14 protein-coding genes are annotated in these 16,100 nt (G+C 64.8%); 5 read left to right on the forward strand and 9 right to left on the reverse strand.

The window, feature by feature from the left end; translation table 11 throughout:
* Window positions 1–75: 75 nt before the first annotated feature.
* Complete coding sequence (locus tag Q2T94_RS10315) at window positions 76–1,002, forward strand: NAD-dependent epimerase/dehydratase family protein (protein ID WP_302264135.1); 927 nt, start codon at window positions 76–78, stop codon at window positions 1,000–1,002.
* Here Q2T94_RS10315 and Q2T94_RS10320 read toward each other — a convergent pair whose 3' ends face one another.
* The 5 genes from Q2T94_RS10320 to Q2T94_RS10340 form a co-directional block, all read right to left on the reverse strand.
* Complete coding sequence (locus tag Q2T94_RS10320; protein WP_302264136.1) at window positions 1,003–1,944, reverse strand: AEC family transporter; 942 nt, start codon at window positions 1,942–1,944, stop codon at window positions 1,003–1,005.
* A 134-nt stretch (window positions 1,945–2,078) separates the two neighbouring features.
* Window positions 2,079–3,410: an enolase C-terminal domain-like protein gene (locus Q2T94_RS10325; protein ID WP_302264137.1), complete on the reverse strand. Its 1,332-nt coding sequence runs from the start codon at window positions 3,408–3,410 to the stop codon at window positions 2,079–2,081.
* On the reverse strand, window positions 3,407–5,014 hold the full coding sequence (locus Q2T94_RS10330) for an aldehyde dehydrogenase (NADP(+)) (protein ID WP_302264138.1): 1,608 nt from the start codon (window positions 5,012–5,014) through the stop codon (window positions 3,407–3,409). Before Q2T94_RS10330 ends, Q2T94_RS10325 begins: the two co-directional genes overlap by 4 nt.
* A 64-nt stretch (window positions 5,015–5,078) precedes the next feature.
* Complete coding sequence (locus Q2T94_RS10335; RefSeq protein WP_302264139.1) at window positions 5,079–6,017, reverse strand: 5-dehydro-4-deoxyglucarate dehydratase; 939 nt, start codon at window positions 6,015–6,017, stop codon at window positions 5,079–5,081.
* A 153-nt stretch (window positions 6,018–6,170) separates the two neighbouring features.
* Window positions 6,171–7,058 carry a LysR family transcriptional regulator gene (locus tag Q2T94_RS10340; RefSeq protein WP_264268825.1) on the reverse strand — a complete coding sequence of 296 codons (888 nt, stop codon included), beginning with the start codon at window positions 7,056–7,058 and terminating at the stop codon, window positions 6,171–6,173.
* A 168-nt stretch (window positions 7,059–7,226) separates the two neighbouring features.
* Between Q2T94_RS10340 and Q2T94_RS10345 the strand changes: the two genes are divergently transcribed.
* From Q2T94_RS10345 to Q2T94_RS10360, 4 genes are read left to right on the forward strand one after another with little or no spacing between them, the layout of a single operon-like run.
* Window positions 7,227–8,228, forward strand: a complete 1,002-nt coding sequence (locus Q2T94_RS10345; RefSeq protein WP_302264141.1) for a Bug family tripartite tricarboxylate transporter substrate binding protein — start codon at window positions 7,227–7,229, stop codon at window positions 8,226–8,228.
* Between the two features lie 40 nt (window positions 8,229–8,268).
* Window positions 8,269–8,814: a tripartite tricarboxylate transporter TctB family protein gene (locus Q2T94_RS10350; RefSeq protein ID WP_264268827.1), complete on the forward strand. Its 546-nt coding sequence runs from the start codon at window positions 8,269–8,271 to the stop codon at window positions 8,812–8,814.
* A gap of 24 nt (window positions 8,815–8,838) precedes the next feature.
* A complete protein-coding gene (locus tag Q2T94_RS10355) occupies window positions 8,839–10,359 on the forward strand; it encodes a tripartite tricarboxylate transporter permease (protein WP_264268828.1) in 1,521 nt (506 codons plus the stop codon).
* The gene (locus Q2T94_RS10360) at window positions 10,356–10,760 is read left to right on the forward strand and encodes a universal stress protein (protein WP_264268829.1); all 405 of its coding nucleotides are present in this window, start codon (window positions 10,356–10,358) and stop codon (window positions 10,758–10,760) included. Before Q2T94_RS10355 ends, Q2T94_RS10360 begins: the two co-directional genes overlap by 4 nt.
* A gap of 314 nt (window positions 10,761–11,074) precedes the next feature.
* Here the strand turns inward: Q2T94_RS10360 and Q2T94_RS10365 are convergent, their stop codons facing one another.
* The 4 genes from Q2T94_RS10365 to Q2T94_RS10380 all read right to left on the reverse strand — a co-directional run bounded on the left by Q2T94_RS10365 (window position 11,075) and on the right by Q2T94_RS10380 (window position 15,928).
* On the reverse strand, window positions 11,075–12,391 hold the full coding sequence (locus Q2T94_RS10365; RefSeq protein WP_302264145.1) for a glucarate dehydratase family protein: 1,317 nt from the start codon (window positions 12,389–12,391) through the stop codon (window positions 11,075–11,077).
* Between the two features lie 144 nt (window positions 12,392–12,535).
* Window positions 12,536–14,014 carry a malate dehydrogenase (quinone) gene (mqo, locus tag Q2T94_RS10370; RefSeq protein ID WP_302264147.1) on the reverse strand — a complete coding sequence of 493 codons (1,479 nt, stop codon included), beginning with the start codon at window positions 14,012–14,014 and terminating at the stop codon, window positions 12,536–12,538.
* A 39-nt stretch (window positions 14,015–14,053) separates the two neighbouring features.
* The gene (locus Q2T94_RS10375) at window positions 14,054–14,758 is read right to left on the reverse strand and encodes a FadR/GntR family transcriptional regulator (protein ID WP_302264149.1); all 705 of its coding nucleotides are present in this window, start codon (window positions 14,756–14,758) and stop codon (window positions 14,054–14,056) included.
* Between the two features lie 36 nt (window positions 14,759–14,794).
* Window positions 14,795–15,928, reverse strand: a complete 1,134-nt coding sequence (locus Q2T94_RS10380; RefSeq protein WP_302264151.1) for an L-talarate/galactarate dehydratase — start codon at window positions 15,926–15,928, stop codon at window positions 14,795–14,797.
* Window positions 15,929–16,100 lie beyond the last annotated feature (172 nt).

Below are 16,100 nucleotides of genomic sequence, written 5' to 3' on the forward strand. Positions count from 1 at the left end.
TCGGGCCCGATGGTTGTCTAGGACCACCCCTGGATTGTCCGCAACAGGTCCCGGCCGGGAGGTAATGTTCAGGACATGGGACTCACCGAACATATTCTGGTCACCGGCGGCTCGGGACGACTCGGACGCAGCGTTGTCCAGGGCCTGCTTGCAGCCGGCCACGCCGTCACGTCCGTTGACCAACGCCTGCCCGAGGCCCCGGAGCCAGGGGCCGAGTACCTCTCTGTCGACCTTCTGGACACCGACCAAACCCTCGAGGCCTTTGCCTCGGTCCGTCCGGACGCCGTCATTTCCCTGGCTGCCATCGCTGTGCCGTTCAGCGCCCCGGAAGGGGTGATCCTGAATACGAATGCGAGCATCGCACACAACGTGGCCTCGGCAGCGCTGGAGGTCGGGTGCACGAAGATCGTGCTGGCCTCCAGCCCCACTGTCATTGGCTATGGAGCGCCCTCCGGCTGGCTACCCGCGCGATTCCCGCTGGACGAGGAAACCCCGACAAAACCGTGGCACGCCTATGGCCTGTCCAAGTTGGTGGCCGAGCAGGTTGCCTCGATGTTCGCTGCGGCCCGCGGCAACGAGGCACGGTTCGCCTCCTTCCGCCCCTGCTACGTGATTGCCCCCGAGGAATGGGAGGGCGCGCCGACCCAGCAAGGCCACACCGTCACCGAACGGCTTCAGGACCCGGATTTGGCGGCGCCCTCGCTGTTCAACTACGTCGATGCCCGGGACGTCACCGATTTCCTGCTGCTGCTATTGGAGAAGATGGACATCATCGAGAACGGTTCGACCTTCTTCGTGGGCGCCGACGATGCCCTGGCCACCAGGCCGCTGTGCGAGCTGCTGCCGCACTATGTGCCGGGCAGCGAGGAACTGGCCGCCGGGCTGGTCGGGACATCTCCGGCCTTCAGCATCTCTCGCGCCCGCACCGTCCTGGGCTGGGAGCCCAAGCGCAGCTGGCGCACCGAACTTCTCAACCAGCCGGAGCCCGTGCGCGACGTCTGATCAGCCCAGCAGGAGCGTAATCCCCAGCGTTACCGGTAAGGCCAGCAGCGTGCTGCAGAGGACCACTTCGCGGGCCACCGTGGTTTCCAGCCGGAACTGCTGGGAAAAGAGCAGCACGTTCTGCGCGGTGGGAAGCGCCGCCATGATCACGACCCCGAGCAGGGCGGTGCCCTGCAATTTGAAGACGAAAGCGGCAAACACCCAGGCCACCAGCGGCATGAAGAGCATCTTGAATCCGGTGGCCAAAAAGACCTCGCCGCGCAGGGACTTCTCCGCCAACGGGCGCTGCCCGAAGAGTGCCATGCCGAACGCCATCAACAGCAGCGGGATGGAGGCCTGGCCCAACATGTTCAGTGGGATGTTGATGACCTCGGGCAGGCGCAGGTTGAAGGCGGCGAAGAGCGCGCCGACGAACGTGGCGATGGTGACGGGGTTGGCGATGGAGCGAAGGATGGTCTTGGCCAGCGGGGGCTTGTTTTCCTGGTTGCCCTCGGCCCGGGCCGCCAAGGCAAAGAGGCACAGATAGACCGGTGCGATCAACAGCAGTTGGGCGATGAGGACCGAGACCACTGGATTGGTGCTGCCCACCGCGTAGAGCGCCAGCGGGACGCCGATGTTTCCTGCATTGACGTAGCTGGTAGACATGGCAGCGCCCGGCAGCCGGGCCGCCGGCACCTTGAGGAACAGCTTGGCGCACAGCGCGTAGAGGCCGCCGGTCAGCGCGGCGGTGATGAGCGCTATCGGGGTGAACACCCCGATCACGGAGCGCAGGTCGGTGTCGGCAAGCAGGGTGAACATCAGCGCGGGGTTGGTGATGTAGTAGATCAGCGGGGTCAACCCGGTGGCGATGGATTCGCGCTTGCGCGGCAAGAACCGTGCGGTGGCCAGCCCGATGAAGATCAGGATCAGCACGATCGTGAAGCCCTGGAGCACTCCCTGCACATGGCCTCCTGAAACGGCGTTGAAAAAGCGGGCGCGATCCACGCCCGCGTTTAAGCATGGCAGGGACGCGGGAATCGTTCCGACGAACGTTTCCCGCGTCCCTGCTTTTTATGAGGCGTTTTGCAAGATCGGCGTTAGCGGACCAGCGCCGGGGACTTTGCGTTGAATTCCCATCCGGGAATCAGGTACTGCATGGATGCCGCGTCGTCGCGCGAGCCCAGCCCGTGTTCCAGGTAGAGCTCGTGGGCCTCGGCCAGCCGCGTGCGGTCAAGGGTGACACCCAGGCCCGCACGTGCAGGAACCTTGATCTCGCCGTCGCGGATCAGCAGCGGTTCCTCGGTCAGCCCCTGCCCGTCCTGCCAGATCCAATGCGTGTCCAGGGCCGTGATTTCGCCCGGCGCTGCGGCGCCGACCTGGGTGAACATGGCCAGGGAGATGTCGAAGTGGTTGTTCGAGTGCGAACCCCACGTCAGTCCGAACTCCTTGCAGAGCTGGGCCACGCGCACGGAACCCGCCATGGTCCAGAAGTGCGGGTCGGCAAGCGGGATGTCCACGGCATTGGTGCGCACCGCGTGGGACATTTCGCGCCAGTCGGTGGCGATCATGTTGGTGGCGGTCTGCAGGCCGGTGGCGCGCCGGAACTCGGCCATCACCTCGCGCCCGGAGAACTTGCCCTCGGCACCGCAGGGGTCCTCGGCGTAGGCGACGACTCCCTGCATCCTCTTGCCCAGGCGAATGGCATCCTTCAGCAGCCAGCCGCCGTTGGGGTCCAGGGTAATGCGAGCCTCGGGGAAGCGCTGCTTCAGGGCGATGACCGCATCGACTTCCGCATCGCCTTCCTGCACGCCGCCCTTGAGCTTGAAGTCCTTGAAGCCGTAACGCTTCTGTGCGGCCTCGGCGAGCCGGACAATGGCCTCGGGGGTCATGGCCTCTTCGCGGCGCACGCGCTCCCAGTCATCGGTGCCGTTGGGCTCGCGCAGGTAGGGGAGATCGGTGTCATCCGGGTTGCCCACATAGAAGAGGTAGCCGAGCATCGGCACCGCATCACGCTGCTGCCCGTCGCCCAGCAGCTCCGCGACCGGAACGCCGAGGAACTGGCCGTGCAGGTCCAACAGGGCCGACTCGATGGCAGTGACCGCGTGCACCGTGGTGCGCAGGTCGAAGGTCTGCGCGCCGCGCCCGCCCGCATCGCGGTCGGCAAACTTGGTGGCGACCTCGCGCAGCAGCGAGCGGTAGCGTGCCACCGGGGCACCGATGAGCAGTTCGCCGGCCTCCTGAATGGTGCTGCGGATCGCCTCGCCGCCGGGCACCTCACCCAGGCCCGTGCGGCCGTCGGAGTCCGTGATGATGGTGATGTTGCGGGTGAAGAACGGGCCGTGGGCGCCGGAGAGGTTCAGCAGCATCGAGTCGTGCCCGGCAACCGGGACGACCTCGATGGCTGCGATGGTGGGTTGTGCTGTGCTCATGCTTGTTCTCCGGCGGTCTTCAGGGTGCCGTCGATGCGGCGGGTCAGCTTCCAGGGGTTGGCCTGCTGCAGCGGGGCCGGCAGCAAGGAGTCGGGGATGTTCTGGTAGGCGACCGGGCGCAGGAAGCGCTCGATGGCCAGGGTTCCGACCGAGGTGGTGCGGGTGTCCGAGGTTGCCGGGAACGGTCCGCCGTGGACCATGGCGTGGCCGACCTCGACACCGGTGGGCCAGCCGTTGACCAGGATGCGTCCGGCCTTGCGCTCCAGGATGGGCAGCACCGCGGCGACGGCCTCATGGTCTTCATCGTTCAGCTGCAGGGTCGCGGTGAGCTGGCCCTCCAACTTGGACAGGGCGGAGGCCAGGTCGGCCGCGTTCTCGTAGCGGATGACCAGGGAGGCGGCGCCGAAGATCTCTTCGTGCAGCACCGGGTTGTCCAGCAGCTGCTCCACGCCGGTGGAGAAGATGGACGGGGCCGGGGCGTTTTCGGTTGCCCCCTTGGAGCCCTCGGCCAAGAGCTCGACACCAGCCTGCTGGCCAAGGTTTTCCACACCCTGGACCCAGGAGTTGTAGATGCCCTGGGTGAGCATGGTCTGCCCTGCGACATCGGCGGTCTCGCCACGAAGCGCGGCGGCGAAGGCGTCGCCTGCAGCCCCGGCCGGGACGAAGACCATGCCCGGGGCGGTGCACAGCTGGCCGCTGGAGCCGGTGACCGAGCCCAGGTAGGCTTTGGCGTGGCCTGCTGAGTCCTCTGCCAAGGCGCCGGCGAAGAAGATGACCGGGTTGATGGAGCTCATCTCGGCGTAGACCGGGATCGGCTCCGGGCGCGCGGCCGCGGTGGCCATCAGCGCGGTGCCGCCGCCGCGGGAACCGGTGAAGCCAACGGCCTTGATGCGCGGGTCGGACACCAGCGCCTGGCCGATGCTTGCGCCCGGTCCGTAGACCAGTGAGAAGATGCCCGGGTGCAGGTTCGCATCCGTGATGGCGGCGGTGATGGCCCGGCCCACGATTTCGCTGGTGCCCGGGTGGGCGTTGTGTGCCTTGAAGACCACCGGGCAGCCCGCGGCCAGGGCCGAGGCCGTGTCACCGCCGGCGGTGGAGAAGGCCAGGGGGAAGTTGGACGCACCGAACACCGCGACCGGACCCACCGGGATCTTGCGCTGGCGGATGTCCACGCGCGGCATGGGCGTGCGCTCCGGCAGTGCCGGGTCGATCCGCACCCCGAGGTGGTCGCCCTGGCGGACAACCTGGGCGAAGAGCCGCAACTGGTTGCAGGTGCGCCCGCGCTCGCCGGTCAGGCGTGCCTCGGGAAGCCCTGTCTCTTCCATGGCCCGGGCAACCAGCTCGGTTCCCAAGGCCTCGATGTTCGCGGCGATGGCCTCGAGGAAGGCGGCGTGGGTTTCCGGGTCAAGGGCACGGAAGGAATCGAAGGCGTCCTCGGCTGCGGTCGTGGCCAGCTCCAACTGTTCGGTGTCGATCAGCGAGTAGGCCGGTTCGAGGGGCTGGTTGGTGGCGGGGTTGAAGCCGCGCACCTCTTTTCCGTTGCCCGGGGTGGCGATCCCGGCCAGGATGGACTGGCCGGTGAGTTGCTGGGTATCCGTGGACATTGCTGCTCCTGCGTCGGAAGGTGGGTATATCGGTGAAGATGTTGGTGCGTCCTGCTGGAAAGGTTTAGACGGCTGCTGCTGCAGGCATCAGGCCGGCCTGCGTCAGCAGTGCGCCCAAATCGGCCAGGTCGGCTTCGGTGAGGTTCTGCAGCGGCGGGCGCACCGATCCGGCGTCGCGGCCGATGGCCTTCAGTCCACCCTTGACGATGGAGACGCCGTATCCGGACACGCGGTCGCGGATGTCCAGGTAGGGAAGGACGAAGCGCTTGAGCTTTTCGGTGACGGCAGCGCGGTCCTGGTTGCGGACGTCCTGGTAGAACTCGAGGGCGAACTCCGGAACGAAGTTGTACATGGCCGAGGAGTAGGTGCTCATGCCCAGCTGCAGCAGCGGCAGGGCGAAGGTTTCGGCGGTGGGCAGGCCACCCAGGTAGAAGAGGCGGTCGCCGTTCTTGGTGTAGACCCGGGTCAGGTGCTCGATGTCCCCGGTGGCGTCCTTGAATCCAATGAAGTTCTCGTGGGTGTCGGCCAGGCGGGCCACGGTGTCGGCCGAGTAGATGGCGTTGGCGCGGTTGTAGACGATGACGCCGGTGGAGGTTGAGGAGCAAACGGCGGAGGCGTGGGCGAACAGGCCGTCCTGGTCGCACTCGGTCAGGTACGGCGGCAGCAACAGCAGGCCCTGGGCGCCGGCGGCCTCGGAGTCCTGGGCGTTGAGGATGGCCTGCTTGGTGGAGCCTCCGGCCGAGCCGAGCACCGGCACGCGTGAGCCGGCTTCCTCGACTGCCATGCGCACCACGCGGGCGGATTCCTCCGGGGTGAGGGTGAAACCCTCGCCGGTGCCGCCGGCGGCGAAGAGGCCTGCGACGCCGAAGCTGGACTGCCAGTCGAGGTGGCGGCGGTAGGCGGCCTCGTCGATTTCCAGGTCGGCATCGAATGCGGTCACCGGGAAGGAGAGCAGCCCGTCCTTGAGCGTGGTGGCAAGTTCGGCGGGGGTGTACGTGGCCATGGGGATACTCCTAAAGCTGGGCGCCTCCACGACGACGTGGATTGGTGGCGACGGACGATGGTGTTGTTCGTTGACCTCAGCCTAGGTAGCACTATCGATGCATGTCCAAGCCCATATTTGTATTGACTGATACTCGTTGGGTATCACAAAGCCTTACTCCGCGGCCCGCTCTCGGACGACTTCCAAAAGGCTCGTGATCGCAGGGTTCCGGATTTCGCGGTTCCAGATTGCGTGCATTTCCACGATGTCGCCTTCGACCCCGGCAAGCCGAAGGTAATTGACCCCGTCGATCCCCAGCGCCATGGAGGATTCGGGCACGAATGCGACCCCGCGGTTCGCCGCCACCAGCGCGATCATGGTGAGGATCTGGCTCACGGTGTGGACGACATTCTTGTGTTCGATGGCCATGTGGCGGACGGCTAGGTCGTAGAAGTATCGGGCCTGGGTGGGGGAGTGCATGATCAGCGGAGCATCGCGCAGGTCTGCTGCGGTGACGGGTCGCTTGAGTTGGTTGAGCGGGTGGTTGGTGGGTGTCGCCAGCATGAGGTTCTCGGAAAAAAGTAGTTGGGATTCGAAGATGTCGGCATCAAACGGAGGCCGGGCCAGGCCGAGATCCAGGTCCCCGTCAACCAGGGCCTGGATCTGCTCGCCGGTGACCAACTCCCGCAGATCGATGTCGATCTCCGGCATGTGCTCGGCAATCTCCGTCAGGAGGGGGCCGAGCAAGGTGTATCCGGATGCGGCGGTGAATCCGATGCGCAGAATCCCGGCACGTCCCGCGGCAATGCGCCGGGCCATGACCGGCGCCCTGTGTGCCGACGTGATGATGCTTCGGGCCTCGGTGAGGAAGGCCTGCCCGGCCGCGGTCAGCGCAACACGGCGATTGTTGCGGTCCAGGAGCTCCGCGCCGATTTCCTTTTCCAGCTTCTGGATTTGGCGGCTCAGAGGCGGTTGCGTCATATTCAGTCGCTCCGCCGCCCGGCCGTAGTGCAGCTCTTCTGCCACGGCGATAAAGCTGCGTGCTTGTTCCAATGTAAACATGATGCCTTCCGGGTATCACTCAATGCAGTATTGGGCTTGGACATGCATCATACTGACTTCCTAAGCTCGGTGTTCTACGGGGCAGGCGTGATGCCGTTCACATGATGAAACATCTAGGCCATCCCCCGCGGTTCCACTCGACTCAGAAAAAACGCCCAGGAGCAACTAATGAAGAAGTTCCCCACTCGCCGAACCATCCTTGGAGTCGTCGCTGCCTCCTCGCTACTGGCCATCACTGCATGTGGCGGCAACGTAGCCGGCTCAGCCAGTACGAGCGACACTTTTCCGGCAGACCCGATCAACCTGACGGTCGGGGCGGCGCCCGGCGGATCCACCGATCTCATCGCCCGCGCCCTGGCAAACAGCGCAGGCACCGATCTCGGAGTGCCAATGCCCGTGGTCAACAAGCCCGGTGCCAACGGCGCACTGGCCATGAAGGAGCTCGAAGGCAAGCCCGCCACCGGCTACGACCTGGCCACCCTGAACGCTTCGCTGATCACCATCACCCCACTGGCCGTGGGTGAAGCCGAAGCCGTCACCCTCGACGATGTGGACGTCCTCGTTGGCCTGTCCCAGGACGACTACGTGTTGGTGGCCAACCCTGCGGCGGGCGTCAAATCCATCAAGGATATCGTGGCGGCCGGGGACAAGTTCACCTACGGAACCACGGGCGTGGGAACAGGTTCACAGCTGGCCCAGGCGGTCCTGTTCAAGCAGGCCAAGATCGGTGGAACCGAGGTTCCTTTTGACTCCGGTGCACCGGCGGTGACTGCGGTCCTGGGCAACCAGGTCCAGCTTGCAACCGTCCAGCTTGGCGAAGCCAAGGCCCAGATCGATGCAGGAAAGCTCGTGCCGATCGTCGTGTTCTCCACCGAGCGCAACAAGTTCCTCCCGGACGTTCCCACCGCCACCGAAGAAGGCTACGACGTCCCGGTCTCTCAGTACCGCGCGGTGGTGGCACCCAAGGGTACGCCCGACGCAGTCAAGGAACGCCTCGTGAAGTCGTTCGAAGCCGCATTCAAGACCAAGGAATACCAGGACTTCAACGAAAAGAACCTGTTGACTCCGCGCGAGATCAGCGGTGAAGAGATCGTGACGGAATGGACCGCCTTGGCCAAGAAGTACAAGGCCTTGGTCGATGAACACGGAATCTCCCTTTCCGGCAAGTAGAAAAACGATGCGGCAGACTCAACATTCTTCAGGAGCGACAATGACCAAAGCACCAACCTCGGAGCCGGACAACGCTCCATCCGTTGACGTTGACGATGCCCTGACACCCGAGGAACTGGCGGCGCAATGGGAGGCCGAGGCACCACCTGCGGGCGGGCGCGCCGCCAGTTTCTTCTCCACTCTGGTTGCCGTAGCCATCGGCGTGGCGGGCATGCTGCTTTCCTGGCAACTGGGACTTGGCAGCCCCGCCGAACCGGCACCGGGCATGTGGCCGTTTGCCGTCTCGGTCGCCTTGACCTTGGTCAGCCTCGCGCAGCTTGTGGCGGGCCGACAGGGCGGGGCGGGCGAAAAGTTCTCCAAGCTCTCGTGGCTTCCGCTGATTGGCATCCTGACCCTCGTGGGCATGGTCGCGCTGATGCCCGTTATCGGGTTCGAGATCCCGTCCCTGCTCCTGAGCCTCGTTTGGATGAAATTCCTCGGCGGAGAGTCCTGGCGTTCCGCGGTCCTGTATTCGCTGATCGTCGTGGCCGCCTTCTACGGCATCTTTATCCTCGCCCTCGGAACCAGCATCCCCCACCTCTTTTAGCTTCACCCGATCGAAGGTCAACCCATGGATTTTTTCCAGCCAGTCTTGGATGGTTTTGGCGTAGTCCTAGACCCCACCAACCTGCTCTATTGCCTGCTCGGCGTCGTGATCGGCATGCTCATCGGCGTCCTGCCCGGGCTCGGCCCGGCGGCAACCATTGCCATCCTGCTCCCGCTGACATACGGCGTCGAGCCCGTCACGGCAATCATCATGCTCGCCGGCATCTTCTACGGTGCCCAATACGGCGGAACCATCACCTCGGTGCTGTTACGGCTTCCCGGCGAAGCCAGCTCGGTGGTCACGGTCTTTGACGGGTACATGCTCGCGAAACAAGGCAGGGCCGGCACCGCGCTGGGCATTGCTGCCATCGGTTCATTCATCGGCGGCACCGTAGGCATCATCGGCCTGACATTCTTTGCCCCCATCGTTGCCAAGTTCGCCTTGGACTTCGGCCCGCCGGAATATGCTGCGCTGGCGCTGTTGGGCATTCTGCTTGTGGCCACCATCAGCAACGGCAACAAGCTCAAGGCCGTCATTGCCGCGGCCGTGGGGCTGTTGCTGGCAACAGCCGGACGAGACATCTTCACCGGCGCCGAGCGCTTTACATTTGGGAATCTCTCCTTGGCCGACGGCATCGACTTCGTTCCGGTGGCCATGGGACTCTTCGGCCTGGGTGAAATCCTCTACAACCTCGAGGAACGCCACCGCGCCGCCTCGGCCCCGATCGCGGTTGCCAACGCCTGGCCGTCGCGCAAGGACCTCAAGGATGCTTCCGGTGCCATCGGGCGTGGCTCGGTGCTCGGCTTCTTCCTGGGAATCCTACCCGGCGGTGGCGCAACGATTTCGTCGTTGGCGGCATACGCAACGGAAAAGAAACGCGCCAAGGATCCCTCCCGATTCGGCAAGGGCGCCATCGAGGGCGTTGCCGGCCCGGAGACCGCGAACAACGCGGCGGCCACAAGTTCATTCATCCCGTTGTTGACACTTGGCATCCCGGCGAACGCCACCATGGCGCTGATGTTCGGGGCGTTGCTGATCCAGGGAGTGACACCTGGCCCGCAGTTGGTCGAGGAACACCCCGACCTTTTCTGGGGCGTGGTGAACTCGATGTACATCGGGAACATCCTGTTGCTGATCATGTCGATCCCGTTGGTGGGCCTCTTTGTCAAGATCCTGCGCGTCCGCGCAGCCATTCTGGCCCCGATCACCGCGTTGATCACAATGCTTGGCGCCTACACGATCAACAACTCCATGTTTGACGTGGTGTTGGTGGTCTTCTTTGGCGGCGTTGGCTACCTGATGAAGAAGTTCGGATTCGATCCGGGCCCACTGGTCCTGGCTTTCGTGCTGGGTTCCCTGCTTGAATCCTCGATCAGGCGCTCGTTGCTGGTCCTGGACGGAAATATCGGCGGGTTCATGACCCGACCGATCTCGGCCACTCTCATCGTGGCATTCGTCATCGTGGCGGTCTGGCCCATGGTCCAGAGCGCCCTCAAAAACCGCAGAAAGTCCGTGGTTTCGGAATCAATTAAGGAAAAAGTATGAGTATTCTGGTTGGCTACGTACCCACCCCCGTGGGGGAAGCCGCGGTCGATACCGCCATTGCCGAGGCAAAGCTGCGGAACGAAAAGTTGTTCGTCGTTAATTCGGCGCGTGAGGGAGTACTCGTGGACAAATCGGTTGCCTCTCCCGATGATTTGGACCGCGTCGAGAAAGCTGCCTCGGCGGCCGGAGTGGACGTCATGCTCCTGTCCTCCACCCATCGGGAGGACCTGGCCTCTGAAATCCTGGAACTGGCCGAAGAACACGATGTGTCGTTGATCGTCATTGGCTTGAGACAGCGTTCGCAGGTGGGAAAGTTCATCATGGGTTCCCACGCACAACGGATCCTCCTGCAAGCCGACCGGCCCGTCTTGGCCGTCAAGGCAAAGAATCCGGACTTCTAGACTCCCTGGACACAACACGGCTGTGGCCGCTTCCCTACCTGGGAGGCGGCCACAGCCGTGTTGTCGGCACGACGCGCGGTGGATTCCCTCGCGATGTTTCTCGAAGGACGAGGCATCGAGGTTCGCGCCGGCAAGTCATGCAGGTAAAAATTGCCGGTTGCCTACGTATTCGGGCCTCGAGGAGCTGGAGTCATCGGCGCTCTCGCGAGACATCCAACGACGCCTGTGGGCCCGCTGTAAGAGCGGGCCCACAGGCGTTCCAACCCAAGAACTTCTTTGCCCTCTCGGGTTGTCCTATCGAGAGCTCTATCGGGTCACCAGCGCGGACTTGCGAGCTCGTATTCGGGGTGCAGGCGCTGCATGTATCCGGTGTCATCCCGTTCGGTCATGCCGCAGTCCAGGTACTGCTGGTGAAGGCGTTCAAGCTGGGCTTCGTCCAGCTCGATTCCCAGCCCGGGTGCCGTGGGGACCGCAACGGAGCCGCCGCAGAACACCAAGGCACCGGGGACGATGACGTCGTCCGCGGCGTCCTTCCATGGCCAGTGGGTGTCGCAGGCGTAGTCGAGGTTCGGGGTGGCCGCGGTCAGGTGGACCATGGCCGCCAGCGAAATGCCTAGGTGCGAGTTTGAATGCATGGAAAGTCCCAAGTTAAAAGTCTGCGCAATGCCGGCTAGGTTTTGGCTACGGCGCAGGCCTCCCCAGAAATGGTGGTCCGAGAGCACGACATCGACGGAGCCGGCCTCGATGGCCGGCGGCAAGTCGGCGAAGCTGACGACGCACATGTTCGTTGCCAGCGGAATGGAGACGCGCTTGCGGACTTCGGCCATGCCGTCGAGGCCCGGTGTAGGGTCCTCCAGGTATTCGAGAACACCATCCAGTCGCCTGCCGATCTCAACCGAGGTCTCCACGCTCCAGGCGGCGTTGGGGTCGATGCGCAGCGGGAGATCGGGGAACTCCGCGCGCAGCGCCTCGATGGCGGCGGCTTCCTGCTCGGGGGCAAAGACCCCGCCCTTGAGCTTCAGCGCGGTGAATCCATAGCCATCGACCATGGTCCGGGCCTGGCGCACGATGCCCGCAGGGTCCAAGGCCTCGCCCCAGGCGTCGTCTTCCTGGCCGGGATGCCCGGCCCACTTGTAGAACAGGTACCCGCTGAAGGGGATGGAATCGCGCACGGCTCCTCCCAACAGTGTGCTGACCGGGACTCCCAGCAGCTTTCCTTGGATGTCCAAGGCCGCAACGTCAAAGGGCGAAAAGACGCGGTCCACGGTTGAAGACCCCGTGACCATGCCACTCATTCCGTGGCCGCCTTTGACGCTGTCATTCTCCAGCGCCGCGGCGATGCGCCCTCGAATCACATTGATGTTGAAGGCATCGGCGCCGCGCACCGCGTCGGCCGCCAGTTTCAGGCGCTTGAGGTGTCCTGCATCCCCATACGTTTCCCCGAGGCCTGTGACGCCGGTGTCGGTATGGACCTGGATGATCGCGCGCAGCGCGAATGGCTCATGCACGCCCACGGCGTTGAGTAGCGGCGGATCGGCAAACGCGACGGGTGTGATGGTCACGTCCGTGATTGACGCGGTCTGCACCTCGGCGGAGTCAAGATCAAGTGTTTGTGCGTCGGTGCGCGGCATCGATGTGTCCTATTCGTCGGAAGACCTAGTAATTCTCCTTCCACGCTAGGTGCGGGTGCATCGGGAAGTCCAAGACGAAAATGGCACCGTGTGATGCCGTGCGGGCATGATCGGCAGAGGCAGTTAATCCGGTCCGCGGTCCAATCACCAATCCAACCGCAGGTGTCCGCCAACCTGCTCTCGCACTCGGGCTAGGGCGGCGGGGTCTGCATTCAGCTCGCTGCCCAGGTCCGGCATGTCCGTCCGCAGCGCTGCCAGCCAGGCCGGGTAGCGCTCGGGGAAGCTGCGCTTCAGCAGGTCCAGCACCAGGCCCACCGACGCAGACGCCCCGGGGGAGGCACCCAACAGTGCCGCCAAGGAACGGTCTCCGGTGAGTACGACCTCGGTGCCGAATCCGGCGATAGCCCCGGCACCATCGACACGCTTGATGACCTGGACGCGTTGCCCGGCCTTCACCAGCTTCCAGTCCTCGGCTCGCGCGTGGGGAACAAACACCCGCAGTGCCTTCAGGCGTTGTGCCGGGGTGGTGAGGATCTGTGACACCAGGTAGCGCACGAGGTCCAGGTTGGTGCGTGCGGCCGAGAGCAAGGTTGCCAGGTTTCCGCGGGTCACCGACCTGGCCAGGTCCAGCAGCCTGCCGCGCTTGAGGAAGCGCGGCGAGAACGCGCCAAACGGGCCAAACATCAGGTACTCCCGGCCGTCAAGAACCCGCAGGTCCAGGTGCGGCACGGAAATCGCGGGTTCGCCGTCGGCAGGGTGTCCGTAGACCTTGGCCCGATGCTGCTTGATGAGCTCGGCATTGTCGGTGCGCAGGAACAATCCGCTGATCGGGAATCCGCCGATGGCGGCGGTTTCGGGAAGGCGTGCGGTCTGGAGCAGCGGGAGAGTGCCGCCGCCGGCCGCGACGAAGACATACGTGGCAGTCAGCTCGCGATCGCCGTTGGCTCCCTGGGCGCGGATCCGCCAATTTTCGGTTTCCGGGTCCCGGGAAATGCCGCGCACCCGGGTTTCCAGCTGCAGATCGACGCCAGCGGCCGTGGCATCGGCCATGAGCCGGGAGGTCAGGGAGCCGTAGTCCACATCGGTGCCCCGCATGCTGCGGGTGGCGGCAACATCATCGGTCGCCTCGCGGCCCTGGAACATCAGGGGAAGCCATTGGCGCAGGGTTTCGGGGTCATGTGTGTATTCCATGGAGTCGAACAGTCGGTGCGCGCTGAGCTCGGCATGCCTGGTGCGCAGGACCTCGGTCCATCGGCCGCGGGCAAAGCTGCAGTGGGGGACGCTGCGGATGAAGTCGGTCGGCGCACCCAGGCGTCCACGAGCCGCAAGGTGCGCCCAATATTGTGCCGAGACGAGGAACTGTTCGTGGATGACCAAGGCATCGGCCGGATCGATGCTGCCGTCGGCCGCGGCAGGTGTGTAGTTGAATTCGCACAAGCCGGCGTGTCCGGTTCCGGCGTTGTTCCAGCCATTCGAACTCTCGGTACCGACGACCTCCAGAGCCTCAAGCACGCCTATGCGCCAGGGTTCCAGGGTGGCCAGCAGCCCGGCCGCCGTCGCCCCCATGATCCCGGCTCCAATGATGAGGACATCAAATTGATCGGTGGTTCCAGGAGTCTTCATTGGGGCTGTTTCCTTCTTACGGAGGCGGGGCCGGCCCGCTTAGGGAGTGGGTGTGGCAACGCCGGCTTCGACTTCGAGCCGGTGCAGCGAGTTTGCCAGGTGCACGCGCATGGCAGCGGCGGCGGCCATGGCGTTGCCCGAGGCAATGGCATGGCGGATGCCCAAATGCTCGGTCGCAACCTGCTCCAGGCGGGAGTCGGGGATGGAATCCCGTGATTTCAGGCGTTGGAGCGGCATGGCGATCATGGCCGGACCGAGGTGTCGCACCGCATCTAGGAAATAGGGGTTGCCGCTTCCTGCCGCAACGGCGGCATGGAAGTCGAAATCGCAGCTCATGGAACGCGAGGCATTGGTACCCGCCTTCCTGAATGCCTCGAGTGCGTCGTCGAGCGCGGATAGGGTGCCGGCGCTCGCCGTGATCGCCGCGGCCGCCGCCGCCTCGGATTCCAGACCCATCCGGAACTCGAGCAGTTGCCGGCGTTCGGCAAGGGTCCGCGGGACCCGCGCCTGCGCACCGGTCTCGGGAGGCGGGGGAGTGAGGGCAAAGCTGCCGGCACCGCGCCGCGTGTGGACTAGTCCTTCGGCCTGCAACCTGGTCAGCGCCTCGCGCACCACGGTGCGGGAGACGGCGTGCTCGGCGATCAGGGCATTCTCGCTCGGGAGCTTGTCGCCCGGGGCGATGAGTCCTGTGCTGATCTGCCCGCGCAGGTGCTCAACCAGGCCGGCCGTCAGATTGGGTTTCATAGGATGAATGCTTTCACGCGCGCCGCGGCGGGGCGACTAGGCGCGGCCGAACTCGACGGTGTCGGTCGTCCAGGCGCGGGCCTGGTCGCTGAAGGTGAAGCCGAGTCCCGGGCGGTTCGGAACCAGCATGCGCCCGTCCTTGGTCTCGAGGCGCTCGTTGAACAGCGGGTCCAGCCAGTCGAAGTGCTCCACCCAGGGTTCGCGCGGGTAGGCCGCTGCGAGGTGCAGGTGGATCTCCATGGCGAAGTGAGGTGCCAGGTCCAAGCCGGCCTGGTCGGCCAGCGTGGCCAGACTCAGGAACTGGGTAATGCCGCCGATGCGCGGGGCGTCGGGCTGGATGATGTCGCAGGCGCGGGTGGCAATGAGGCGCTCGTGTTCGGCCACGGAGGCCAGCATCTCGCCGGTGGCAATCGGGGTGTCGAGTGCAGCGGCGAGTGCCGCGTGGCCCTCGGCGTCGTAGGCATCGAGGGGTTCCTCGATCCAGACCAGGTCGAACTCCTCGAGCTTGCGGCCCATGCGCATTGCGGTGGCGCGGTCCCACTGCTGGTTGGCGTCCACCATCATCGGCACGTCCGGGCCGATGTGCTCGCGCACCGCGGCGACGCGGCGGAGGTCCTCGGAGGAATCGGGCAGGCCGACCTTGATCTTGATGCCGCCGATGCCTTCCTCTATTGACTGGCTGGCGCGGTCCTTGACCTCGGCAATCGAGGCGTTGAGGAAGCCGCCGGAGGTGTTGTAGGTGCGCACCGAATCGCGGTGCGAGCCGAGGAACTTGGCCAGCGGCAGGCCCGCACGCTTGGACTTCAGGTCGTAAAGTGCGATGTCGAGGGCGGCGAGTGCCTGCGTGGCGACACCCGAGCGGCCCACCGAGGCGCCGGCCCACAAGAGCTTGGTGTAGAGCTTGGCAATGTCGTTGGGGTCCTCGCCGATCATGGTCTCGGCGACTTCCTTGGCGTGGGCGAACTGTGCCGGTCCGCCTGCACGCTTCGAGTAGGAGAAGCCCAAGCCTTCGTGGCCCTGCTCGGTCTTGATCTCGGCAAAGAGGAAGACGACCTCGGTCATGGGTTTCTGGCGCCCGGTGAAGACCTTGGCGTCCGAGATCGGGGTGGCCAGGGGCAGCCGGGCGGTGGACAGCTTGACGTGGCGAATGGCATCGGGGGTGTAGCTCATGGCGGGTCTGTGCTCCTGGGAAGGAAGTGGGGAACTGTGTCGATGAATACAACTTATCGTATAAGTTGCAAACTTGTAGCACAAGTAGTTTCGGAGAATTTTTCATCCCGGTTCCCATCCAGACCCATGGGGAGAAAACGCCCGTGGCCCACCCGGAACGCCGGGTGGGCCA

Origin of the sequence: Paeniglutamicibacter sulfureus (assembly GCF_030512175.1) — a bacterium.
Lineage (GTDB): Bacteria > Actinomycetota > Actinomycetes > Actinomycetales > Micrococcaceae > Paeniglutamicibacter > Paeniglutamicibacter sulfureus.

Excerpts from the sequence above, each read along its gene's own strand:
- Q2T94_RS10315 (WP_302264135.1), top strand. The coding sequence starts at position 76 with ATGGGACTCACCGAACATATTCTGGTCACCGGCGGCTCGGGACGACTC.
- Q2T94_RS10325 (WP_302264137.1), bottom strand. The coding sequence starts at position 3,410 with ATGAGCACAGCACAACCCACCATCGCAGCCATCGAGGTCGTCCCGGTT.
- Q2T94_RS10330 (WP_302264138.1), bottom strand. The coding sequence starts at position 5,014 with ATGTCCACGGATACCCAGCAACTCACCGGCCAGTCCATCCTGGCCGGG.
- Q2T94_RS10335 (WP_302264139.1), bottom strand. The coding sequence starts at position 6,017 with ATGGCCACGTACACCCCCGCCGAACTTGCCACCACGCTCAAGGACGGG.
- Q2T94_RS10340 (WP_264268825.1), bottom strand. The coding sequence starts at position 7,058 with ATGTTTACATTGGAACAAGCACGCAGCTTTATCGCCGTGGCAGAAGAG.
- Q2T94_RS10345 (WP_302264141.1), top strand. The coding sequence starts at position 7,227 with ATGAAGAAGTTCCCCACTCGCCGAACCATCCTTGGAGTCGTCGCTGCC.
- Q2T94_RS10350 (WP_264268827.1), top strand. The coding sequence starts at position 8,269 with ATGACCAAAGCACCAACCTCGGAGCCGGACAACGCTCCATCCGTTGAC.
- Q2T94_RS10355 (WP_264268828.1), top strand. The coding sequence starts at position 8,839 with ATGGATTTTTTCCAGCCAGTCTTGGATGGTTTTGGCGTAGTCCTAGAC.
- Q2T94_RS10360 (WP_264268829.1), top strand. The coding sequence starts at position 10,356 with ATGAGTATTCTGGTTGGCTACGTACCCACCCCCGTGGGGGAAGCCGCG.
- Q2T94_RS10365 (WP_302264145.1), bottom strand. The coding sequence starts at position 12,391 with ATGCCGCGCACCGACGCACAAACACTTGATCTTGACTCCGCCGAGGTG.
- mqo (WP_302264147.1), bottom strand. The coding sequence starts at position 14,014 with ATGAAGACTCCTGGAACCACCGATCAATTTGATGTCCTCATCATTGGA.
- Q2T94_RS10375 (WP_302264149.1), bottom strand. The coding sequence starts at position 14,758 with ATGAAACCCAATCTGACGGCCGGCCTGGTTGAGCACCTGCGCGGGCAG.
- Q2T94_RS10380 (WP_302264151.1), bottom strand. The coding sequence starts at position 15,928 with ATGAGCTACACCCCCGATGCCATTCGCCACGTCAAGCTGTCCACCGCC.